16 protein-coding genes, 2 tRNA genes and 3 rRNA genes are annotated in these 22,069 nt (G+C 66.8%); 14 read left to right on the forward strand and 7 right to left on the reverse strand.

Features of this window, described 5'->3' with window-relative positions; translation table 11 throughout:
- The first annotated feature begins 50 nt into the window (after positions 1 to 50).
- Both O3597_RS03190 and O3597_RS03195 read left to right on the forward strand, forming a co-directional pair.
- Positions 51 to 380: a PadR family transcriptional regulator gene (locus O3597_RS03190; protein WP_164447892.1), complete on the forward strand. Its 330-nt coding sequence runs from the start codon at positions 51 to 53 to the stop codon at positions 378 to 380.
- The gene (locus O3597_RS03195; protein ID WP_281603213.1) at positions 377 to 1,435 is read left to right on the forward strand and encodes a hypothetical protein; all 1,059 of its coding nucleotides are present in this window, start codon (positions 377 to 379) and stop codon (positions 1,433 to 1,435) included. The genes O3597_RS03190 and O3597_RS03195 overlap by 4 nt, the downstream gene beginning before the upstream one ends.
- A 23-nt stretch (positions 1,436 to 1,458) precedes the next feature.
- Here the strand turns inward: O3597_RS03195 and O3597_RS03200 are convergent, their stop codons facing one another.
- Both O3597_RS03200 and O3597_RS03205 read right to left on the reverse strand, forming a co-directional pair.
- Complete coding sequence (locus O3597_RS03200; protein ID WP_164447428.1) at positions 1,459 to 2,094, reverse strand: response regulator transcription factor; 636 nt, start codon at positions 2,092 to 2,094, stop codon at positions 1,459 to 1,461.
- Positions 2,046 to 3,326, reverse strand: a complete 1,281-nt coding sequence (locus O3597_RS03205) for a sensor domain-containing protein (RefSeq protein ID WP_281603214.1) — start codon at positions 3,324 to 3,326, stop codon at positions 2,046 to 2,048. Before O3597_RS03205 ends, O3597_RS03200 begins: the two co-directional genes overlap by 49 nt.
- A gap of 137 nt (positions 3,327 to 3,463) precedes the next feature.
- On the opposite strand from O3597_RS03205, the gene O3597_RS03210 reads away from it, so the two are divergent.
- Positions 3,464 to 4,477, forward strand: a complete 1,014-nt coding sequence (locus O3597_RS03210) for an acyl-CoA desaturase (RefSeq protein ID WP_281603215.1) — start codon at positions 3,464 to 3,466, stop codon at positions 4,475 to 4,477.
- A 150-nt stretch (positions 4,478 to 4,627) separates the two neighbouring features.
- On the opposite strand, the gene O3597_RS03215 is transcribed toward O3597_RS03210, so the two are convergent.
- Positions 4,628 to 4,909, reverse strand: a complete 282-nt coding sequence (locus O3597_RS03215; protein ID WP_281603216.1) for a hypothetical protein — start codon at positions 4,907 to 4,909, stop codon at positions 4,628 to 4,630.
- 31 nt (positions 4,910 to 4,940) lie between these two features.
- Positions 4,941 to 5,513, reverse strand: coding sequence for a hypothetical protein (locus O3597_RS03220; protein ID WP_281603217.1), 573 nt, complete (start codon positions 5,511 to 5,513; stop codon positions 4,941 to 4,943).
- Positions 5,514 to 5,953: 440 nt separating this feature from the next.
- Here O3597_RS03220 and O3597_RS03225 point away from each other — a divergent pair, with 440 nt between their 5' ends.
- Positions 5,954 to 6,334, forward strand: coding sequence for a VOC family protein (locus O3597_RS03225; protein ID WP_281603218.1), 381 nt, complete (start codon positions 5,954 to 5,956; stop codon positions 6,332 to 6,334).
- A 106-nt stretch (positions 6,335 to 6,440) separates the two neighbouring features.
- Here O3597_RS03225 and O3597_RS03230 read toward each other — a convergent pair.
- Positions 6,441 to 6,514: transfer RNA gene (locus tag O3597_RS03230), tRNA-Gly, on the reverse strand.
- A gap of 359 nt (positions 6,515 to 6,873) precedes the next feature.
- On the opposite strand from O3597_RS03230, the gene O3597_RS03235 reads away from it, so the two are divergent.
- The 6 genes from O3597_RS03235 to O3597_RS03260 all read left to right on the forward strand — a co-directional run bounded on the left by O3597_RS03235 (position 6,874) and on the right by O3597_RS03260 (position 12,306).
- Positions 6,874 to 6,947 (forward strand) — tRNA-Pro (locus O3597_RS03235).
- Between the two features lie 158 nt (positions 6,948 to 7,105).
- A complete protein-coding gene (tig, locus tag O3597_RS03240; protein WP_281603219.1) occupies positions 7,106 to 8,452 on the forward strand; it encodes a trigger factor in 1,347 nt (448 codons plus the stop codon).
- 170 nt (positions 8,453 to 8,622) lie between these two features.
- The gene (locus tag O3597_RS03245; protein WP_099850373.1) at positions 8,623 to 9,264 is read left to right on the forward strand and encodes an ATP-dependent Clp protease proteolytic subunit; all 642 of its coding nucleotides are present in this window, start codon (positions 8,623 to 8,625) and stop codon (positions 9,262 to 9,264) included.
- A gap of 14 nt (positions 9,265 to 9,278) precedes the next feature.
- Positions 9,279 to 9,941, forward strand: a complete 663-nt coding sequence (locus O3597_RS03250) for an ATP-dependent Clp protease proteolytic subunit (protein WP_164447422.1) — start codon at positions 9,279 to 9,281, stop codon at positions 9,939 to 9,941.
- 208 nt (positions 9,942 to 10,149) lie between these two features.
- Positions 10,150 to 11,445: an ATP-dependent Clp protease ATP-binding subunit ClpX gene (gene clpX / locus O3597_RS03255; protein ID WP_164447421.1), complete on the forward strand. Its 1,296-nt coding sequence runs from the start codon at positions 10,150 to 10,152 to the stop codon at positions 11,443 to 11,445.
- Positions 11,446 to 11,508: 63 nt separating this feature from the next.
- A complete protein-coding gene (locus O3597_RS03260; protein WP_281603220.1) occupies positions 11,509 to 12,306 on the forward strand; it encodes a carbon-nitrogen hydrolase family protein in 798 nt (265 codons plus the stop codon).
- 4 nt (positions 12,307 to 12,310) lie between these two features.
- On the opposite strand, the gene O3597_RS03265 is transcribed toward O3597_RS03260, so the two are convergent.
- The gene (locus O3597_RS03265; RefSeq protein WP_093411487.1) at positions 12,311 to 12,538 is read right to left on the reverse strand and encodes a hypothetical protein; all 228 of its coding nucleotides are present in this window, start codon (positions 12,536 to 12,538) and stop codon (positions 12,311 to 12,313) included.
- A 709-nt stretch (positions 12,539 to 13,247) separates the two neighbouring features.
- On the opposite strand from O3597_RS03265, the gene O3597_RS03270 reads away from it, so the two are divergent.
- From O3597_RS03270 to rrf, 3 genes are all read left to right on the forward strand, one after another.
- Positions 13,248 to 14,762 (forward strand): 16S ribosomal RNA (locus O3597_RS03270).
- Positions 14,763 to 15,131: 369 nt separating this feature from the next.
- Positions 15,132 to 18,240: ribosomal RNA gene (locus O3597_RS03275) — 23S ribosomal RNA — on the forward strand.
- 100 nt (positions 18,241 to 18,340) lie between these two features.
- Positions 18,341 to 18,457: ribosomal RNA gene (rrf, locus tag O3597_RS03280) — 5S ribosomal RNA — on the forward strand.
- The 16S, 23S and 5S rRNA genes sit together here, the layout of an rRNA operon.
- Positions 18,458 to 18,606: 149 nt before the next feature.
- On the opposite strand, the gene O3597_RS03285 is transcribed toward rrf, so the two are convergent.
- Complete coding sequence (locus O3597_RS03285) at positions 18,607 to 19,293, reverse strand: hypothetical protein (protein ID WP_281603221.1); 687 nt, start codon at positions 19,291 to 19,293, stop codon at positions 18,607 to 18,609.
- 69 nt (positions 19,294 to 19,362) lie between these two features.
- On the opposite strand from O3597_RS03285, the gene O3597_RS03290 reads away from it, so the two are divergent.
- Positions 19,363 to 21,981, forward strand: coding sequence for a valine--tRNA ligase (locus O3597_RS03290; RefSeq protein ID WP_281603222.1), 2,619 nt, complete (start codon positions 19,363 to 19,365; stop codon positions 21,979 to 21,981).
- The last annotated feature ends 88 nt before the right edge of the window (positions 21,982 to 22,069 follow it).

A 22,069-nucleotide genomic window follows, 5' to 3' on the forward strand; every position in this document is an offset into this window, starting at 1 on the left:
GGCCAAGATATCGTGTTGGCCATTATATTGGTCCGATGAGTTCCGGGGCGATGACCGAACCGACCTTCTTCGTCCTCACCGCGCTGCTCGACGGCCCGCGTCATGGCTACGGCATCGTCGCCGAGGTGACGGACCTGTCCCAGGGCCGGGTGCGGCTGAAAATCGGGTCACTGTACGGAGCGCTGGACCGGCTCGTCGGTGGCGGCCTGATCGAGCTGGACCGCGAGGAGGCCTGGCAGGGCCGGCTGCGCCGGTACTACCGGCTGACCGAACGGGGACGCCACGCCCTCGACGCGGAGGCCCGACGGTTGGCCGCCAACGCCCGGCTCGCCTCGATCCGGTTGCGCCGGCAGAACCCGATCGAGGGGACGTCCGCATGAGCCGGCTGGAGGAGCGTTACCGCCGGGTGCTGCGGCTGCTGCCCGCCGGATACCGGCGGCAGTGGGAGGACGACATGGTCGCCGCCTTCCTGGAGACCATGCAGACCGGCGACGCCGAGACCGACGAATACCTCGCGGACCACGGACGCCCCAGCCTGGCGGAGATGACCAGCATCCTGTCGCTCGCCGTCCGGTTACAGATCGGCGGGCCGGACGCGCCACCGCGCCCGTACGTCTGGGGGCAGGCGGTCCGCCTGGCGGTGCTGGCCGGCGTGCTTACCCAGGCGGCCATGGCCACCGTCGGCCTCGCCGTCACGCTGTGGCTCACCGGCGCGCTGAGCTGGTTGCCCGCCCCCGCGTCCGAATGGGCTCTCGTGCCGCCCATCGGCACTTGGCAGGCCACCTTGCACGTCGCGGGGTACGCCTGGTTGCCGGCCTTCCTCGCCCTGGTCCTCGGGCACCGGCGGGTGGCCCAGGCGGTGGCCGTGATCGCCATCGCGCCGCAGGCCGTCACCGTCGCCGTCGAGCAGGCCGCCGGCCCCGCACCGCTGACCGTGGCGGCGTGGGCGATGCTGGTCGTCGAGCTTCTCCTGCTGGTCGCGATGTCGGCCGTGCACCGCGACGGTGTGCCGGTGGCGCGCCGACGCTGGCTCCTGGCCTTACCGGTGGGCATCCTCGCGGTTCCCGTACCGCTGTTCGTCGCCCAGGCGAGCATGCCGGCGCTGCGGCTGCTGGACTGGCCGGGCCTGTGCTGCGTGCTGGTCGTCGTTGCGATGGTGGTCCACCTGGGCGTACGGGCCTTCCGCCCACCGTCTCGCACCCTGCCCTGGTCGCTGGCGCTGGTCATACTCGCCGCGACCGCGCTCGTCCAGCGCACCGCGACCCTGCCCGACCTCGTCGGTCAGGTGCAGCGCACGGCACTGCTGACGATCGCCTCGGTGCAGATCGTCGCCGTCCTGGCGGTCGGTGTACCCCTGGCCGTCCTGGCCTTCCGGCTGCTGCGCCACCTGCCGTCGGTGTCGGCTGCCGCGCAGCCACCCCACACCGCCGACTGATCGGAGCCGGTACGCGTGGCACCTCAGGCGTTGAGATAGGCCAGCACGGCCAGCACCCGGCGGTTGTGGTCGTCGGAGGGCGGCATGTCCAGCTTGGTGAGGATGTTGTTGATGTGCTTGCTCACCGCCTTCTCGGTGATGCGGAGCTTGGCGGCGATCGCCGCGTTGGAGCGCCCCTCGGCCATCGCGCCGAGCACCTCCCGTTCGCGGACCGTGAGGATCGCCAACGGCTCGCGGCGGGCGAGCAGCTGTGAGATCACCTCGGGGTCCATCGCGCTGCCGCCCGCGGCGACGCGGCGGACGGCGTCGACGAACTCGCCGATGTTGGAGACCCGATCCTTGAGCAGGTAGCCGACGCCGCCCTGGGGAGTGCTGAGCAGTTCCCGGGCGTACAGGGGCTCGACGTGCTGGGAGAGCACGAGGATCGGCAGGCCGGGTATCCGGCTGCGGGCCGCGATCGCGGCCTGCAGGCCCTCGTCGGTGAACGTCGGTGGGAGGCGGACGTCGACCACCGCCACCTCGGGCCGGTGGGTGACCAGGGCGGGTAGCAGGGCCGGGCCGTTGTCGACGGACGCGACGACGTCGAAGTCGAAGGCCTGCAGGATCCGGGTCAGTCCGTCGCGAAGGAGTGCGTGGTCCTCGGCGATGACAGCGCGCACGGCAGCTCCATGGTGACGACGGTGGGCCCGCCGGGCGGGCTCGACAGCGTCATCGTGCCATCGAAGGCGGCGAGGCGACGCTCGATACCGCGCAGGCCGGTGCCGGCGGCGCAGTCGGCACCGCCGGCACCGTCGTCGGTCACCACCATCGTCAGCCGCCCCTCGGCGTGGCGCAGCGACACCCACGCGTGCCGCGCGCGACTATGCCGGACCACGTTCGTCAGCGTCTCGGCCAGGGCGAAGTACGCCGCCGACTCGACCGGAGTGTCGAGCCGACCGGGAAGCTCGGCGTCGACCGTGATCGGCACGGGCAGGCTGAGCGCCAGCGCCCGCACCGCACCCTCCAGACCACGCTCCGCCAGTACGGGTGGGTGGATGCCGCGTACCAGGTGCCGCAGCTCGACAAGCGCCGTGCCGCTCGACTCGCGCGCCTCGGCGAGCAGCTCGTGCGCCGCGGCCGGATCCCGGTCGATCAGTTCGTCGGCGAGACCGATCATCATGCCCAGCGAGACGAGTCGGGCCTGGACGCCGTCGTGCAGGTCGCGTTCGATTCGGCGCAGCTCGGCGGCCTGAGCGTCCACCGTGTCGGCGCGGGTCACGGTCAGCTGGGTGACCCGCAGCCGGAGTTCGGCGGCCCTGGTCGGCGCGAGGAGGAGCCGGTCGAAGAAGGCGTCGACGCGCCGCAACCACGGCGCCGACCACAGGCCGACGGCCAGGATCGCCGCACCCTGCGGAACGCAGAGCAGCGCCTCGCCCAAGCTGTCGACCGACCAGACGGTGCCGTAGCCGTACCAGTCTTTGCCGAGCCAGATCCACACCGGCGTGAGCGTCAGCCCCGCCAGCCCGTACAACGGCACGGCCAGCGTGATCGCGCCGAGGATGATCCCGACGAGGGCGCCCGGCACCAGCCAGGCCAGATCCCGCCAGGTGGCCGGGTCGGTGACGACCCAGCGGAAGCGGCGCCACCCGCCGGGCACGCTCCGCTCCGGAGGCGGCTGGTACGGGCGCGCCACCGGCACGCCAGCCCGGGCGGCGAGCCGCCGCTCAAGATCGGTGCGTCTCCTGACCAACCTCGTCGTCCAGGGCACCAGCGCCATGCCGAGGAAGGGCACCGGCACCAGCACCAACGCGACAACCGACAGGACGAGCAGCGGGACGTTCGTGAGCGACAGACCGATCGCGGCCAACCCGGCACCCACCGACCGCAGCCCCCGGCGGACCCACGGGGCCATCCGTTCACCAGCTCCGGCCACGTCCACAGGTCACATTCTGCCCACGGCGGCCGCCGTTCGTCGGTGGTGCCAGCACCCCCACGACAGCGGGAGACAGCGCTCCTGACGGCGCGGACCGTGGATGGTTCGGTGGAGTCATGACGACCACGACGACCGGCAGCGACTTCGCCGCGCTCGCCCGCCGGATCACCGCAGCGGGACTGATGCGGCGCCGGCCCGCCTACTACCTCGTCCGCCTGGGCGCCGTCGCGCTCATGTACGTCGGCGGTTGGACGGCGTTCCTCGTCATCGGCTCCTCCTGGTGGCAGATGGTCACGGCGGTCTTCCTCGCCGTCACGTTCGCCCAGGTGGCCCTCGTGGCACACGACCTGGCACACCGTCAGGTCTTCCGCACCAGGCGACCCAGCGAACTCGCCGGGCTGCTCGCCGGGAACCTCGGCGTCGGCATGAGCTACGGCTGGTGGATGGACAAGCACACCCGCCACCACAACAACCCCAACCACGACGACCTCGACCCGGACGTGGCCCCCGAGGTGCTCGTCTGGGCCGCCGAGACGGCGGTCGGCCGGCGGGGCCTGAAAGGCTTCATCACCCGACACCAGGCCGCGCTGTTCTTCCCGCTGCTGACGTTGCTCGCGGTCAGCCTCAAGGTGTCAAGCGTCAAGGCCCTGCGCGACGGCACGGTGCGGCGCCGAGGCGTGGAGAGCGCCCTGCTGGTGCTGCACGCCGTCGGCTACCTCGCGACGCTGCTGGTGGTCCTCACGCCACTCCAGGCTGTCGCCTTCCTGCTGCTGCACCAGGCACTGTTCGGTGTCTACCTGGGCCTGACGTTTGCCCCCAACCACAAGGGCATGCCGCACCCGACCGGCACCGAGGACTTCCTGCGCAAGCAGGTTTTGACCTCCCGCAACGTGCGCGGCAGCTGGCTCACCGACGTGGCGCTCGGCGGCCTGAACTACCAGATCGAACACCACCTGTTCCCCGGCATGCCCACCCCCAACCTGCGCAGGGCCCAGCCCATCGTGCAGGCGTACTGCGCCGAGATCGGCGTCGCCTATGAACAGACCGTTCTCATCGACTCCTACCGTCAGGCCCTACGACACCTGCACGAGGTCGGTGCCCCCGCCCGCGCGGAACATGCGGCCCGCTGAGTACCGGCGGTGCGTGGGCATCGTGTCACCGACCTTGGTCGCAGCGCCGGCTCGGCTCCCGGTGACGGTGCCGGCTCTGCCGATGGTGTCGTCGCGGCTCTGCCGTAGTGGTCGTTGCGGCGCTGCCGTCGGTGTCGTTGCCGGAGGCTGTCACTCCGCCAGGTAGCCGGTGGCGGGGTCGATCTCGGCGAGGAACTCGCGGATCGCCGTCTCCATCTCGGCCAGGCTCATCACCGAGCCGTCGGACCGGGACAGCCCGAAACCGTACTCGTGCGGCCCGCTGAGCCAGCCGAAGTCGTACGTGCCGGGTGCGTCCGCCCGGGCCGACACCCGGAAGACCTGCCCGTCGACGGTCAGCAGGATCGGATCACCCTGCTCCTGGTCGGGCCGCAGCCACTCGGGCTGCAAACCCGGCTCCGGTTCGCCGGACATGGCCACTCCAGACGCTCGTGGACGGTGGGGATCAGCGACCGCGCGCCAACTGTTCGACCTGGGCGAAGCTGACCACGCGGTCACACTCATCATCGGTCAGCTTGTTTATCAGGGCCTTGCCGGCCTGCGCCTGCCTGGTGGTGGGCAGCGCACCGGCAACCAGGTCCGGCAGCATCAGCTCGTAGCCCACCCGGGCCCGGGCCGAATAACGATGACGGGTACGCGTCACCGCGCTCGCCACCCGCAGGGCGTGCTCGTTGCCGGGCGGAACGTGCCGACGGTCCACCTCCCGGGCACCGAAGCGCATCCGGTGATGGAACTCGCACGTCTCGCACGCGGCCGGCCCCTGGGCCAGCCGTGATCCGCACGCCGGACAGCTCAACAGGTCGAGCGCGCCGTCGACGGTCCGCCAGTCGTACGCCGCCGGATCATCGGCCACCAGCCAGGCCAACTCGACCGCCTCGGCGGAATCGGGTTCGACCTCAAGATCGAAGAGGAGACCTTCCCACGCCCGACGGATCTCCGCCTCGATCTCCGCGACCACGCGAGCCAGCAGCGCGCTACGCCAGACGCGGGAGTCTCCGGTCGGCCGGTCGCCAGTCACGGTGGCATTCGTGGCAGCACCACGCGCACGGGGGTGCCCATATTTCTCTGATCGCGGGACAGCGGCAGTACGCCGCGTCTGCCACGCTGACGGCTGATTGGTCCTTGCTGTTCCGGCTTGGTCGGACAGGCGCAACAGGGGGACAGGACATGGCGGAGCATTCGGCCCCACCACGGTCGGTGCCGGCCAAGTCGCGCCTGGCGAATCCACACCGCCTCGCGGTGGGGCAGATGGTCGTGGATGGCTCGTCGGCAGGCGATGACAGGCATGCTGTGGGAATGGCCGGCCTGTTCCTCGGCCCCAGGCCAGGCGAGGGTCGGAACTCCGAGCCCACTCGCCCCGCCCGGTACGATCGCGGGCTTGCACTCACTGCGGGGGGCTCATGAGATTCGCGTGCGGCCGCCCCCGGCAGTTCCGATGCTTGAGAGTAGGTCTCGTCAATGGCATGCCGAATCGGTGAAATCGTGCTCAAATGCCGCGACCCCGAGGTGCTGGCGCGGTTCTGGTGCGAAGTCCTCGACTTCGTCGAGCTCGATCGTGAGGAGGAGGTCTACATCGAGATAGGCCCGCGCGAAGGGTTCGGCGGCCCGCAGCCGACGATCTTCCTCATCCGCGACGACGAGCCGAAGAATGGGCATGCCCGGCTGCACATCGATGTGAACCCCACGGACCGCGATCAGGACGCCGAGCTCGAACGCCTCCTGGTCGCCGGGGCCGTACCCGTCGACATGGGTCAGCCCGCGGATGCGTCCTGGCACGTCCTCGCCGATCCGGAAGGCAACGAGTTCTGCCTGCTCAAGCGCCGCCTCGACCCACTCTGACGTCCCATCGCTCCGAAGTTGCCGATGCTGTGCAGGCGCGCCGGGAAGGCAAGCGGTAGCCATGAATATGGCCCAGGTCGGTACCGTGTCTGACCTGGGCCACTCGTGGAGCGGGCGACGGGAATCGAACCCGCACCGTCAGTTTGGAAGACTGAAGCTCTGCCATTGAGCTACGCCCGCGTACACCCGGAGGACCGGGTGCGCCCGACAGCCTACCCAATACCCACGGCGGCCGCGCGGCCGTATCCCCGCGCCGCCGGCCTTGATCGACGCAACATGCGGGATGTTGCGGTGTCACGAGGCCGGGAAACCGCAACATCCCGCAAACTGCGCCCAGCCGCCCAGCCGCCCAGCCGCCCAGCCGCCCAGCCGCCCAGCCGCCCAGCCGCCCAGCCGCCCAGCCGCCCAGCCGCCCAGCCGCCCAGCCGCCCAGCCGCCCAGCCGCCCTGAGCGCGGTGTCTGATTTGTCCTCATTCGGCGCGTTGGGTGACGCCCCGGCATCCGGTTGTCGGAGGGACGGCATAGACTGCTCGTCGCCACGGGGTGTGGCGCAGCTTGGTAGCGCACTCGCTTTGGGAGCGAGGGGCCGTGGGTTCAAATCCCGCCACCCCGACTGCCGTAAGCACCAGACGGCGGCACCTGGACGACCGGCGGGCCGGGGCAGGCCCGCCGCCGGCCCCGGGCGCTGCTGGTCCGGCGTGCCGGCTCGCCTACACTCGATGGGCCGAAAGTGCGCCCAGAATCAACCGAGATCCGTCAAGGAGTACGCCTGTGAAGAGCACCGTCGAGACTCTGAGCCCGACGCGCGTGCGGCTCGCCATCGAGGTGCCGTTCGTCGAGCTCGAGCCGAGCCTCAAGAAGGCGTACCGGGAGATCGGCCAGCAGATCCAGATCCCCGGCTTCCGCAAGGGGAAGGTGCCGCCGGCGATCATCGACCAGCGGGTCGGTCGGGGCGCCGTGCTCAACGAGGCGGTGCAGGAGGCGATCCCGCAGAACATCCTCGCCGCGGTCCGTGAGCACGACCTGAAGACTCTTGGCCGTCCCGAGGTCGACATCACCGAGTTCAACGACGGTGACTCGCTCAACTTCACCGCCGAGGTGGACGTCCGGCCGGAGATCACCGTGCCCGACCTGGCCTCGATCGAGGTCACCGTCGACGAGTTGCAGGTCGACGACAGCGAGATCGACGAGCAGGTGAACGGCCTGCGTGAGCGGTTCGCCACCCTGAAGACCGTCGAGCGTGCCGCGGCCGAGGGCGACTACGTCCAGATCGACCTGCGGGCCACCGTCGACGGCGAGGAGGTGCCCGGCGGCTCGGCCAGCAACATCTCGCACGAGGTGGGCAGCAAGCAGCTCCTGCCGGGCCTGGACGAGGCGGTCGTGGGCCTCTCCGCCGGCGAGGACACCACCTTCACCACCCAGCTCGTGGGCGGCGACTTCGCCGGTCGTGAGGCCGAGGTGCTGGTGACCGTGCGGACGGTCAAGGAGAAGGAGCTGCCGGAGCTGAACGACGAGTTCGCCCAGCTCGCCAGCGAGTTCGACACCATCGAGGAGCTGCGGGCGGATCTGCGCGAGCGGGTCACCCGGGGTAAGCGGGTCGAGCAGATCTACGCCGCCCGCGACAAGGCCCTGGAGCAGCTCGTCGAGGCCGCCGCCGTGCCGGCGCCGGAAGGCGTGATCCGCGACGAGGTGGAGAGCCGCAAGGAGGCGATGGCCGACCAGCTGGAGCGCATCGGCGCCTCGATGGAGGACTACCTCGCCGCCGAGGAGAAGACCGAGGAGCAGATCGACGCCGAGCTGACCGACGCCGCCACCCAGGGCGTCAAGGTCCAGCTGCTGCTGGACACCCTCGCCGACGCCGAGGACGTGCAGGTCTCCGACGACGAGTTCGGTCACGAGATCGTCCACCGGGCCCAGCGTGCCGGCATGGCCCCCCAGCAGTACTACGACCAGCTCGTCCGCTCCGGCACCGCCGGCGCGGTCTACGGCGACGTCCGGCGGGGCAAGGCGCTGGCCTCGGTGATGGAGCGCATCACGATCAAGGACTCGGCCGGCAACGTGGTGACCATGGACGCGCTGCGTGAGGCGAGCGAGCAGGAGCACTCGCACGAGCACTGATCGCCGGGTCGGGCCACCGTCCGCCGGTCGCGGTGGGTGGTGGCCCGATCCCTTTTCCGGGTACGCCTTCGGCTTGCTGCGCTGAGAGCGAACAGTGCCCGGACCGGGAGTCCGGCGACCGGCCAAGCGGTTAGTGTCGGACACGACGGTACGGAGAGCGAAGGGCTGCCATGACCGACATGCACATCCCAGCGAAGCCGCTACGGGCGATCGAGGCCCGCGGCGGTGACACCATTGGCAACCTCGACGACTCGGTCTACAACCGGTTGCTCAAGGAGCGGATCGTCTTCCTGGGCAGCGAGGTGACCGACCAGGTCGCCAACCGCATCTGCGCGCAGCTGCTGCTGCTCGCCGCGGAGGACCCGGACCGCGACATCAACCTCTGGATCAACTCGCCCGGTGGCTCGGTCTACTCCGGCATGGCCATCTACGACACGATGCAGTTCATCGACAACGATGTGTCGACCGTGGCGATGGGCATGGCCGCGTCCATGGGCCAGCTGCTGCTCTGTGCGGGCACGAAGGGCAAGCGTTACGCCCTCCCGCACGCCCGGATCATGATGCACCAGCCCTCTGGTGGGATGGGCGGCACCGCCGCCGACATCGCCATCCAGGCCGAGCAGATGCTGTACACCAAGCGGATGTTCCAGGAGCGCGTCGCCTTCCACACCGGTCAGCAGCCGGCGCAGATCGAGGCGGACTCGGACCGGGACCGCTGGTTCACCGCCCAGGAGGCCGTCGACTACGGCTTCATCGACAAGGTGATCACGGGAGCCGCCCAGGTTCCCGAGGGCGCCGGGACCCTGAGCTGATCGAGGAGCAGACGATGACCGACCTGAGCCTGCCGCCCCAGTTCGCGGCCGTGCACAACCGCTATGTTCTGCCGTCGTTCGTCGAGCGCACGTCGTACGGGGTCAAGGAGTCCAACCCGTACAACAAGCTCTTCGAGGACCGCATCATCTTCCTCGGCGTCCAGGTGGACGACGCGTCGGCCAACGACGTGATGGCCCAGCTGCTCACCCTGGAGGGGACGGATCCCGACCGGGACATCATCATGTACATCAACTCGCCGGGTGGCTCGTTCACCGCGATGACGGCGATCTACGACACCATGCAGTACGTCCGGCCGGACATCTCGACGGTCTGCCTCGGCCAGGCCGCCTCGGCCGCCGCGGTACTGCTCTCGGCCGGCACTCCGGGCAAGCGGATGGCCCTGCCGAACTCGCGCATCATCATCCACCAGCCGGCCACCGAGGGCGGCTACGGGCAGGGATCGGACATCGAGATCCAGGCCAAGGAGATTCTGCGGATGCGCACGCAGCTGGAGGAGATGCTCTCCAAGCACTGCAACCGCCCGGTCGACCTGGTCCGCAAGGACATCGACCGCGACAAGATCATGACGGCCGAGGAGGCCCGCGAGTACGGGCTGGTCGACACGATCCTCACCAGTCGTAAGAAGGGTCTGCTGGCCGCGAACGCGGCCAGCTGACCCGCACTGGGGCAGAGGTCGGCCGGGCTCGTTGCCGGCCGACCTCTGACACACCCGTTTTGGGGGTCGGAGAAACCTCCGCCAGCGGGTAACGTCGGGTCCGTACCGCTTCGCCGGGCGACCGACGGGGCGGGAGTAAGACGGGCGGAGCGTCAGCGTCCGCAGGTCGTGGCCGGAGCTCCGGCCGATGAGTGCAGGGAGAACGTAGGTGGCACGGATCGGTGACGGCGGCGACCTACTGAAATGCTCCTTCTGCGGGAAGTCGCAGAAGCAGGTCAAGAAGCTCATCGCGGGCCCCGGGGTCTACATCTGCGACGAGTGCATCGATCTCTGCAACGAGATCATCGAAGAGGAGTTGGCCGAGTCCGGCGAGGTGAAGTGGGAAGAGCTTCCCAAGCCGATGGAGATCTGCCAGTTCCTCGACAACTACGTCGTGGGGCAGGAGCAGGCCAAGAAGGCGCTCGCTGTCGCGGTCTACAACCACTACAAGCGGATCCAGGCCGAGGCGGCTGGCGCTCCGGGCTCCGGCACCGACGGGGTGGAGCTGGCCAAGTCGAACATCCTGCTGCTGGGTCCGACCGGTTGTGGCAAGACCCACCTGGCACAGACCCTGGCCCGGATGTTGAACGTGCCCTTCGCGATCGCCGACGCCACCGCCCTCACCGAGGCCGGCTACGTCGGCGAGGACGTGGAGAACATCCTCCTCAAGCTGATCCAGGCGGCGGACTACGACATCAAGCGGGCCGAGACCGGCATCATCTACATCGACGAGGTCGACAAGATCGCCCGCAAGTCGGAGAACCCGTCGATCACCCGGGACGTCTCCGGTGAGGGTGTCCAGCAGGCGCTGTTGAAGATGCTCGAGGGTACCGTCGCGAACGTGCCCCCACAGGGCGGTCGCAAGCACCCCCACCAGGAGTTCATCCAGATCGACACCACGAACGTGCTGTTCATCTGCGGTGGGGCCTTCGCCGGCCTGGATCAGATCATCGAGGCCCGGACGGGGCACGGAGGCACCGGCTTCGGCGCCCGGCTCCGCGCGGTCTCCGACCGGTCCACCGACGACATCTTCGGCCAGGTGATGCCGGAGGACATGCTCAAGTTCGGGTTGATCCCCGAGTTCATCGGCCGGCTGCCGGTGATCACGAGTGTCCGGAGCCTGGACCGCACCGCGCTGGTGCGGATCCTCACCGAGCCGCGCAACGCCCTGGTCCGGCAGTACCAGCGCCTGTTCGAGTTGGACGGCGTCGAGCTGGAGTTCGAGCGGCCGGCCCTCGAAGCAATCGCCGACCAGGCCATGCTGCGGGGCACCGGTGCCCGCGGGCTGCGCGCCATCATGGAAGAGGTCCTGCTCTCCGTGATGTACGAGGTGCCCAGCAACCCTGACGCCGCCCGGGTGCTCATCACCCGAGAGGCGGTACTGGAGAACGTCAACCCGACGATTGTCCCGCGCGAGTTCACGGGTCGCCGCGCCCGTCGCGAGCGCGAGGAGAAGTCCGCCTGATCCCGGCTGGCGCCACGACCGCAGGCTGTGCCCGGCCGCCCGCTCACCCGTACGCTGGCAGCCATGCGCGTCGCCGTCTGCCAGCTCAACTCCCGGCATGACCGAGAGGCGAATCTCGCCGCCGCGGAAAGCCTGATCGACCGTGCGGCCGAGGCCGGCGCGGACCTGGTGCTGCTGCCGGAGTACGTCGACTATCTCGGCCCCGGTGCCGGAATGCCGGCGCCGGAGTCCGTGGACGGCCGGGTGGGCAGCTTCTTCGCCGCCGCCGCGCGTCGGCGTGGGGTCTGGCTGATCGCCGGCTCCTTCCACGAGGCCGGCCCCGAGCCGGACCGTACCTGGAACACCACCCTGGTCTTCGACCGCTCCGGCACGCTCGCCGCGGCCTACCGCAAGATCCACTTGTACGACGTGGAGATACCTGGTCGTGTCTCCTACCGGGAGTCCGCGACGGTGGCCCCCGGGGACGAGCCGGTCGTGGTCGATGTCGAGGGGCTGCGGGTGGGTCTGTCCATCTGCTATGACCTGCGCTTCCCGGAGCTCTACCGACAACTGGCCACCGTCGGCGGGGCCCAACTGCTGGTGGTGCCGGCGGCCTTCATGATGCACACCGGCAGGGACCACTGGGAGGTGCTGCTGCGGGCCCGCGCGATCGAGAACCAGTGCTTCGTCGCGGCGGCCGGGCAGACCGGCGATCACGAGCCCGGCCGCACCTGCTACGGGCGGAGCATGGTGGTCGATCCGTGGGGGACGGTGTTGTCCCAGGTGCCCGACGGACCCGGGCTCGCGGTGACCGACATAGATCTGGAATGCCTTGACCGGATCCGTGCCGAGTTGCCGAGTCTGGCGAACCGTCGGCTCTGACGCCCTACCCCTGGAGCAACACACCGACGAGTGCGAAGCCGGCGATGGCGGCGGCGGTGATCAGGAGAGCGGTACTCATCCGGGACGGGCCGCGTCGGGCCAGGCGACCGATCGAGACGAGGACCGCGAAGAGTACGAACGCCCCGATGAGCAGCTGCCATATCGGTAACAGGAGGCCGAGCAGCGCGTCCTCGGCGAGGACCGGGCTCACGGGCCGGGACACGTCATCCATGCCAGACACTCTGGCACGTTGGAACCCGTAGTGGTCGTCGGCGCGAAGACACTCAGCGAGAACTTCGTCCCGTACTTGGCCAGCTCTCGGTCACCGTGCCGCAGGTCGGGCCGACCGCAGAGCACCTACGACCAGCGACACGCGTCGGACCGAACAGTGCATCGACGGAGGCTGATTTGCCTTCTACGGGGCGTCCGCGTAACTTTCTCTCTGCACGCGGGAGGCCGGGGCAAACCGGCCGAGAACGGGCGCCAGCTACGCAACGATCATGTCGATGTGAGGCTGAGACCGGGCGGTGCGGGGCGACTCTGCGAGATGGAGTTGCGATCGCGAAGCCGGCCGGGTAGTGTTCTGAGGCCGGCAGGAGCCGGGCGGGTCATCTTCGATGATCGGCCGGTCTGCGGTTCTCCACGACAGCTGTTACCGCCGGAAGGCGAGCGGTGGCGTGGGTCTGAGCTTAGTTCCGGAAACCTGATCTTTCAGGTTGACCTGGAAGCGCGGCTCGGATAGTTTGGAGCGGTTGCCCCAAACGCGGTTTCATCGGATGGAGCCGAGTTTGGTGTGTGGTTGTTCTTTGAGAACTCAACAGGGTGCTTGATAAGCCAGTGCCAAATGGTTTTATGTTCCGGGCTGGCCAGTTTTTCTGGTTGGTTCGGGTTCCTTTGGCAACAATTTTGTTTGTTGCTGGGATGGATTGTTCAACAGGTTTTTGTTGGAGAGTTTGATCCTGGCTCAGGACGAACGCTGGCGGCGTGCTTAACACATGCAAGTCGAGCGGAAAGGCCCTTCGGGGTACTCGAGCGGCGAACGGGTGAGTAACACGTGAGCAACCTGCCCTAGGCTTTGGGATAACCCCGGGAAACCGGGGCTAATACCGAATATTCACTTGCGGACGCATGTTTGTGGGTGGAAAGTTTTTCGGCTTGGGATGGGCTCGCGGCCTATCAGCTTGTTGGTGGGGTGATGGCCTACCAAGGCGACGACGGGTAGCCGGCCTGAGAGGGCGACCGGCCACACTGGGACTGAGACACGGCCCAGACTCCTACGGGAGGCAGCAGTGGGGAATATTGCACAATGGGCGGAAGCCTGATGCAGCGACGCCGCGTGAGGGATGACGGCCTTCGGGTTGTAAACCTCTTTCAGCAGGGACGAAGCGCGAGTGACGGTACCTGCAGAAGAAGCGCCGGCCAACTACGTGCCAGCAGCCGCGGTAAGACGTAGGGCGCGAGCGTTGTCCGGATTTATTGGGCGTAAAGAGCTCGTAGGCGGCTTGTCGCGTCGACTGTGAAAACCCGTGGCTCAACTGCGGGCCTGCAGTCGATACGGGCAGGCTAGAGTTCGGTAGGGGAGACTGGAATTCCTGGTGTAGCGGTGAAATGCGCAGATATCAGGAGGAACACCGGTGGCGAAGGCGGGTCTCTGGGCCGATACTGACGCTGAGGAGCGAAAGCGTGGGGAGCGAACAGGATTAGATACCCTGGTAGTCCACGCTGTAAACGTTGGGCGCTAGGTGTGGGGGGCCTCTCCGGTTCTCTGTGCCGCAGCTAACGCATTAAGCGCCCCGCCTGGGGAGTACGGCCGCAAGGCTAAAACTCAAAGGAATTGACGGGGGCCCGCACAAGCGGCGGAGCATGCGGATTAATTCGATGCAACGCGAAGAACCTTACCTGGGTTTGACATCGCCGGAAATCTCACAGAGATGTGGGGTCCTTCGGGGCCGGTGACAGGTGGTGCATGGCTGTCGTCAGCTCGTGTCGTGAGATGTTGGGTTAAGTCCCGCAACGAGCGCAACCCTCGTCCCATGTTGCCAGCAATTCGGTTGGGGACTCATGGGAGACTGCCGGGGTCAACTCGGAGGAAGGTGGGGATGACGTCAAGTCATCATGCCCCTTATGTCCAGGGCTTCACGCATGCTACAATGGCCGGTACAATGGGCTGCGATACCGTGAGGTGGAGCGAATCCCAAAAAGCCGGTCTCAGTTCGGATCGGGGTCTGCAACTCGACCCCGTGAAGTCGGAGTCGCTAGTAATCGCAGATCAGCAACGCTGCGGTGAATACGTTCCCGGGCCTTGTACACACCGCCCGTCACGTCACGAAAGTCGGCAACACCCGAAGCCGGTGGCCCAACCCTTGTGGAGGGAGCCGTCGAAGGTGGGGCTGGCGATTGGGACGAAGTCGTAACAAGGTAGCCGTACCGGAAGGTGCGGCTGGATCACCTCCTTTCTAAGGAGCACCATCCCGCGAAGGCGGGTATGGAGCCCGCACTGTCCGAGTGTGATGGTGGGGTGCTCGTTGGCGGAGACACTGGCGAGTCTTGTCCTGGCAACGGCCGGAGTTTTCTTAGTACAGCCACTGTGGTGGTGGGAACGGGGTTCCGGTGCGGCTGGGAGGGATGTAGGGCACCCTGTTGGGTCCTGAAGGAACAACCGATGGTGGTTGGTCTTTCGGAGCCTTGTGGCGAGCGGGAGCTTGTCGAGGCGCCAGGCATGGCCTGGTTTCTCATACCGCCGGCGGTGGCCGGGCTGGTGGGAGACGGTGGGTTGTGGGTTGGTTGTTTGTTGAGAATTGCACAGTGGACGCGAGCATCTTTGTGGTCAAGTTGTCAAGGGCGAACGGTGGATGCCTTGGCACCAGGAGCCGATGAAGGACGTGGGAGGCCGCGATAGGCCTGGGGGAGCTGTCAACCGAGCTGTGATCCCAGGGTGTCCGAATGGGGTAACCCGGCATCAGTCATGTGATGTCACCTGCACCTGAACTCATAGGGTGTGTGGAGGGAACGCGGGGAAGTGAAACATCTCAGTACCCGTAGGAAGAGAAAACAATAGTGATTCCGTGAGTAGTGGCGAGCGAAAGCGGATTGAGGCTAAACCGGTTGCGTGTGATACCTGTCAGGGGTTGCGTGGTCGGGGTTGTGGGACCTCATGTGGTGGGCTGACAACCACCAAAGGAGTTATAAAGCCAGTTGTTAGCTGAATGGTCTGGAAAGGCTGACCGTAGACGGTGATAGTCCGGTAGGTTAAAGCAGCTGGTCTTCTGTGGGTGTTCCCGAGTAGCGGCGGACTCCTGAAATCTGCCGTGAATCTGCCAGGACCACCTGGTAAGCCTAAATACTTCCTGGTGACCGATAGCGGACGAGTACCGTGAGGGAATGGTGAAAAGTACCCCGGGAGGGGAGTGAAATAGTACCTGAAACCGTTCGCCTACAATCCGTCGGAGCCTTGCGGGGTGACGGCGTGCCTTTTGAAGAATGAGCCTGCGAGTTAGTGGCATGTGGCGAGGTTAACCCGTGTGGGGGAGCCGTAGCGAAAGCGAGTCTGAAGAGGGCGTTTGAGTCGCATGTTCTAGACCCGAAGCGGAGTGATCTAGCCATGGGCAGGCTGAAGCGCGGGTAAGACCGTGTGGAGGGCCGAACCCACCAACGTTGAAAAGTTGGGGGATGACCTGTGGTTAGGGGTGAAAGGCCAATCAAACTCCGTGATAGCTGGTTCTCCCCGAAATGCATTTAGGTGCAGCGTCGTGTGTTTCTTGCCGGAGGTAGAGCACTGGATGGTCTAGGGGGCCTACAAGCTTACCGAAATCAGCCAAACTCCGAATGCCGGTAAGTGAGAGCGCGGCAGTGAGACTGCGGGGGATAAGCTTCGTAGTCGAGAGGGAAACAGCCCAGATCACCAGCTAAGGCCCCTAAGCGTGTGCTAAGTGGAAAAGGATGTGGGGTCGCATAGACAACCAGGAGGTTGGCTTAGAAGCAGCCACCCTTTAAAGAGTGCGTAATAGCTCACTGGTCAAGTGGTTCCGCGCCGACAATGTAGCGGGGCTCAAGCACACCGCCGAAGCTGTGGCACTCACACTATGACTTCGCATCACTCTTCGGGGTGGTGTGCAGGTGTGTGGGTGGGTAGGGGAGCGTCGTGCCGGGGGTGAAGCAGCAGGGTGACCTAGTTGTGGACGCGGCACGAGTGAGAATGCAGGCATGAGTAGCGAAAGAAGGGTGAGAAACCCTTCCGCCGGATGACCAAGGGTTCCAGGGCCAGGTTAATCCGCCCTGGGTGAGTCGGGACCTAAGGCGAGGCCGAGAGGCGTAGTCGATGGACAACGGGTTGATATTCCCGTACCCGCGAAGGAGCGTCCCTGACGAACCTCGTTGTGCTAACCACCCAAACCATCCAAGACCTTCGGGTTGAGGGTGGGGAGCGTGGGAACCTGGCGGGTAGTAGTCAAGCGATGGGGTGACGCAGGAAGGTAGCTGAGCCCGGCCGGTGGTTGTGCCGGGGTAAGCGTGTAGGCCGACGTGTAGGCAAATCCGCACGTCATGAGGCTGAGACGTGATGCCGAGCCGATTCAGGTGAAGTCAGTGATCCTATGCTGCCGAGAAAAGCCTCTAGCGAGTTTCGAGCGGCCCGTACCCCAAACCGACACAGGTGGTCAGGTAGAGAATACCGAGGCGATCGGGCGAACTGTGGTTAAGGAACTCGGCAAATTGCCCCCGTAACTTAGGGAGAAGGGGGGCCGGAGACGTGAAGCCCCGCGCGGGTGGAGCGTTGTATGGCCGCAGAGAGCAGGGGGAAGCGACTGTTTACTAAAAACACAGGTCCATGCGAAGAAGTAATTCGATGTATATGGACTGACGCCTGCCCGGTGCTGGAACGTTAAGGGGACCTGTTAGCTCTTCGGGGCGAAGCGGAGAACTTAAGCGCCAGTAAACGGCGGTGGTAACTATAACCATCCTAAGGTAGCGAAATTCCTTGTCGGGTAAGTTCCGACCTGCACGAATGGCGTAACGACTTCCCCACTGTCTCAACCACAGGCCCGGCGAAATTGCAGTACGAGTAAAGATGCTCGTTACGCGCGGCAGGACGGAAAGACCCCGGGACCTTTACTATAGCTTGACATTGGTATTTGAGTCGGCTTGTGTAGGATAGGTGGGAGCCGGTGAAGCTCATACGCCAGTATGGGTGGAGGCAATCTTGAAATACCACTCTGGTTGATTCGGGTATCTAACTTCGGACCGTTATCCGGTTCAGGGACAGTGTCTGGTGGGTAGTTTAACTGGGGCGGTTGCCTCCTAAAGGGTAACGGAGGCGCCCAAAGGTTCCCTCAGCCTGGTTGGCAATCAGGTGTTGAGTGCAAGTGCACAAGGGAGCTTGACTGTGAGACTGACGGGTCGAGCAGGGACGAAAGTCGGGACTAGTGATCCGGCACTTGCGTGTGGAAGCGGTGTCGCTCAACGGATAAAAGGTACCCCGGGGATAACAGGCTGATCTTCCCCAAGAGTCCATATCGACGGGATGGTTTGGCACCTCGATGTCGGCTCGTCGCATCCTGGGGCTGTAGCAGGTCCCAAGGGTTGGGCTGTTCGCCCATTAAAGCGGTACGCGAGCTGGGTTTAGAACGTCGTGAGACAGTTCGGTCCCTATCCGCCGTGCGCGTAGGATACTTGAGAAGGGCTGTCCCTAGTACGAGAGGACCGGGACGGACGAACCTCTGGTGTGCCAGTTGTCCCGCCAGGGGCACGGCTGGTTAGCTACGTTCGGAAGGGATAACCGCTGAAAGCATCTAAGCGGGAAGCCTGCTTCAAGATGAGGTATCCCACCACCTTCGGGTGGGTAAGGCCCCCAGCTAGACGACTGGGTTGATAGGCCGGAAATGTAAGCCCGGTAACGGGTTCAGTTGACCGGTACTAATAGGCCGAGGACTTGACTACAACGATCGCTCGCGTCCACTGTGTAACTCACAACAAACAAACAACACACCCCTGACACGATGGTGTCGGCGAACGGTGTTGTTTGACATGTTGATAAGGTTACGGCGGTCATGGCGGAGGGGAAACGCCCGGTCTCATTCCGAACCCGGAAGCTAAGCCCTCCAGCGCCGATGGTACTGCACCCGGGAGGGTGTGGGAGAGTAGGACACCGCCGGACATTCTTCCCGTTCAGGGCCACCCACAGGGTGGCCCTGAACGCATTTCAGCAGTTATTGCGGTGCCCGTCACGGCCCCGCGACGGATCGGCTCGCGACGGATCGGCTTCTGCGCTGGCCGACCGGCAGCGCCGCAACTCAATAGACGAGATCAGTCGCGGCTCTGCATGCTCTCCCGGAGCTGCCGGAGCAGGCCGGCGGATTCGTCGATCGAACGGCCGGGGAACATGGCCAACACCACGCTGCCGTGGTCGGCCCAGCCGCAGACCGCGAAATCGCCACCCTCGCCGCCGGTGCTGCCGCACTTCATCACGCCGCCCAGCCGACCCGGTGACACGCCGCGGAGCCCGGTCACGGCCGCGGTCTCGTCGGCCATCAGCTCGAACAGACTCTCCAGATCCCGCTCGGGCTGCCACAGCAGGGTCGTCCCCCCGAAGATCAGTACCGATCGCCGCGCGTCTGCCGGATCCTGGTAGACCGCACCGAAGCTGCTGTCCAGCTCGATGTCGGCGGCCAGCCCACTGCGCAGATAGTCGGCGGTGCTGGCGGCCCGGTCGCTGCTGTCCAGCCGAAGACCGGAGACCTGCTCGGGCAGGGCGAGCCGGGCGTCCTTCTGCTGAACGATCCGCCAGCCCCAGGAGCCGAGCGCACCGACACCGACCAGCGCGACGATCGCGAGCACCACCACCACGGCCAAGCGCCGCCGCCGGGACCGTACGTCGGGCCGGTCGGCGCCGGCCGGCGGCTCGCGGTCGCTCAGCTCGATCGGCTCGTCGGTCAAGTCGACCGGCGAATCGCCCTCGTCGAGTTGGCGGGCGCTGAGATGTGCGTCGGACATAGCCGACACCGTACGCGAACGACAGGTGGCGCACGTCGGGTCCGTCGAAGCGCTCCGTAGACTTTCAGGGTGACCGAGAGACTGGATGCCCGACGCCCCGACGCCCCGACCCTCGCCGGCCAGTACCAGCCGGGTGAGGTAGAGCAGCGACGGTACGAGCAGTGGGTAGCCGACGGTCGATTCCGGGCCTCCGCGGACAGTGACCGGGAGCCCTTCACCATCGTGATCCCGCCGCCGAACGTCACCGGTTCGCTGCACATGGGTCACGCGCTGGACCACACGGTGCAGGACGCCCTGGTGCGGCGCAAGCGGATGCAGGGCTACGAGGCGCTCTGGCTGCCGGGCATGGACCATGCCGGCATCGCCACCCAGAACGTGGTCGAGCGGCAGCTCGCCGCGCAGGGGCTCTCCCGCCACGACCTGGGTCGGGAGAAGTTCGTCGAGCGGGTGTGGGAGTGGAAGGCCTCCTCCGGCGGCGCGATCCTCGGCCAGATGCGCCGGCTCGGTGACTCGGTCGACTGGGACCGGGAACGCTTCACCATGGACGAGGGCCTGTCCCGCGCCGTCCAGACCATGTTCAAGAAGCTGTACGACGACGGCCTGATCTACCGGGCGAACCGGATCATCAACTGGTGCCCGCGCTGCCTGACCGCCCTGTCCGACATCGAGGTCGAGCACACCGACGACGACGGCGAGCTGGTGTCGATCCGCTACAGCGACGAGGTGGTGGTGGCCACCACCCGGGCGGAGACGATGCTGGGCGACACGGCGGTCGCCGTGCACCCGGACGACGAACGGTACCGCCACCTGATCGGCACCGAGGTCGAGCTGCCGTTGACCGGGCGGCGCATCCCGATCGTGGGCGACGCGCATGTCGACCCGTCGTTCGGCACCGGCATGGTGAAGGTGACCCCGGCGCACGACCCGAACGACTTCGAGATCGGGCAGCGGCACGACCTGCCCACCCTGACGATCATGGACGAGCGGGGGGTGATCACCGCGCCCGGTCCGTTCGAAGGGCTGGACCGGTTCGAGGCCCGCCCGGCGATCGTCGCCGCCCTGCGCGCCGAGGGACGCGTCGTGGCCGAGAAGCGGCCGTACGTGCACGCCGTCGGCCACTGCTCCCGGTGCCGCACCACCGTCGAGCCCCGGCTGTCGTTGCAGTGGTTCGTCAACACCTCGCCGCTGGCCAAGGCGGCCGGCGACGCGGTACGCGACGGTCGGGTGCGCATCGAGCCGGCGGAGCTGGCCAAGCGCTACTTCGCCTGGGTCGACAACATGCACGACTGGTGCATCTCCCGGCAGCTCTGGTGGGGCCACCGGATCCCGGTCTGGTACGGCCCAGCCGGCGAGGTGGTCTGCGTCGGGCCCGATGAAGAACCGCCTGCCGGCGAGGGTTGGCACCAGGACGAGGACGTGCTGGACACCTGGTTCTCCAGCGGCCTCTGGCCGTTCTCCACGCTGGGCTGGCCGGAGCAGACCCCGGAGCTGGCGAAGTTCTATCCGACGAGTGTGCTGGTCACCGGGTACGACATCCTGTTCTTCTGGGTTGCCCGGATGATGATGTTCGGCCTGTACGCGATGGACGGCCGGCAGCCGTTCGACGTGATCGCCCTGCACGGGATGGTCCGCGACGAGCACGGCAAGAAGATGTCCAAGTCGTTCGGCAACGTGGTCGACCCGCTGGACTGGATCGACCGGTACGGCGCCGACGCCACCCGGTTCACCCTGGCCCGGGGCGCCAACCCCGGCGGTGACGTGCCGGTCAGCGAGGAGTGGTGCCAGGGCTCGCGCAACTTCTGCAACAAACTCTGGAACGCCACCCGGTTCGCGTTGATCAACGGTGCCCACACCAACGGTCCGATGCCGGCCGCCGACACGTTGTCGACGATCGACAGGTGGATCCTGTCCCGGCTGGCCCACGTCACCGCCGAGGTCGACGAGCAGTTCGAGGCGTACGAGTTCGCCAAGGTCTGTGACCTGCTGTACCACTTCGCCTGGGACGACGTCTGCGACTGGTACGTGGAGCTGAGCAAGCCGGTGCTGGCCGGTGGCGGCGAACCGGCCGAGGTCAGCCGCCGTGTCCTCGGCCACGTGCTGGACCAACTGCTGCGGCTGCTGCACCCGGTGATCCCGTTCGTCACGGAGGAGCTGTGGACGGCACTCACCGGCGGCGGGACGGTGCTGACGGCGGCCTGGCCCACGGCCGACCGGGCACTTGTCGACGACGCGGCCGAGACGGAGGTGGCCACCCTTCAGCGGGTGGTGACCGAGGTCCGCCGGTTCCGCTCCGACCAGGGCCTGCGGCCGACCCAGCGGGTCGCGGCCCGACTGGACGGGCTGTCCGGTGCCGGTGTTTCGGCGCACGAGCCGCTGATCCGGTCGCTGGCCCGGCTGGACCCGGCCGGCGACGATTTCCAGGCCAGTGCGACGCTGGCCATGCCGGGCGAGGTCAGTGTCGCGTTGGACACCCGGGGCTCGATCGACGTCGCCGCCGAGCGGGCCCGGTTGACCAAGGACCGCGCGGCGGCGGAGAAGGAGGCGGGCCAGGCCCGGGCGAAGCTGGGCAACCCGGCGTTCGTCGGCAAGGCCCCCGAGCACGTCGTTTCCAAGATCCGCGAACGGTTGGCGGTCGCCGAGGCGGACCTGGCCCGCATCGACGCCGCCCTGGAGGCGCTTCCCTCGTGACCGACCGCACCGATGGCACCGATGGCACCGATCGCCTCCGTGACGAGCGGGGTGGCGCAGCAGCCGGCGAACGAACCGACCGCGCCCG

Origin of the sequence: Verrucosispora sp. WMMA2044, from assembly GCF_027497155.1 — a bacterium.
Lineage (GTDB): Bacteria > Actinomycetota > Actinomycetes > Mycobacteriales > Micromonosporaceae > Micromonospora > Micromonospora palythoicola.

What these genes read in the sequence shown, in the direction of transcription:
- O3597_RS03190 (WP_164447892.1), top strand. Translation starts at nt 51, where the DNA reads ATGACCGAACCGACCTTCTTCGTCCTCACCGCGCTGCTCGACGGCCCG.
- O3597_RS03195 (WP_281603213.1), top strand. Translation starts at nt 377, where the DNA reads ATGAGCCGGCTGGAGGAGCGTTACCGCCGGGTGCTGCGGCTGCTGCCC.
- O3597_RS03205 (WP_281603214.1), bottom strand. Translation starts at nt 3,326, where the DNA reads ATGGCCCCGTGGGTCCGCCGGGGGCTGCGGTCGGTGGGTGCCGGGTTG.
- O3597_RS03210 (WP_281603215.1), top strand. Translation starts at nt 3,464, where the DNA reads ATGACGACCACGACGACCGGCAGCGACTTCGCCGCGCTCGCCCGCCGG.
- O3597_RS03215 (WP_281603216.1), bottom strand. Translation starts at nt 4,909, where the DNA reads ATGTCCGGCGAACCGGAGCCGGGTTTGCAGCCCGAGTGGCTGCGGCCC.
- O3597_RS03225 (WP_281603218.1), top strand. Translation starts at nt 5,954, where the DNA reads ATGGCATGCCGAATCGGTGAAATCGTGCTCAAATGCCGCGACCCCGAG.
- O3597_RS03245 (WP_099850373.1), top strand. Translation starts at nt 8,623, where the DNA reads ATGACCGACATGCACATCCCAGCGAAGCCGCTACGGGCGATCGAGGCC.
- O3597_RS03250 (WP_164447422.1), top strand. Translation starts at nt 9,279, where the DNA reads ATGACCGACCTGAGCCTGCCGCCCCAGTTCGCGGCCGTGCACAACCGC.
- O3597_RS03260 (WP_281603220.1), top strand. Translation starts at nt 11,509, where the DNA reads ATGCGCGTCGCCGTCTGCCAGCTCAACTCCCGGCATGACCGAGAGGCG.
- O3597_RS03265 (WP_093411487.1), bottom strand. Translation starts at nt 12,538, where the DNA reads ATGGATGACGTGTCCCGGCCCGTGAGCCCGGTCCTCGCCGAGGACGCG.
- O3597_RS03285 (WP_281603221.1), bottom strand. Translation starts at nt 19,293, where the DNA reads ATGTCCGACGCACATCTCAGCGCCCGCCAACTCGACGAGGGCGATTCG.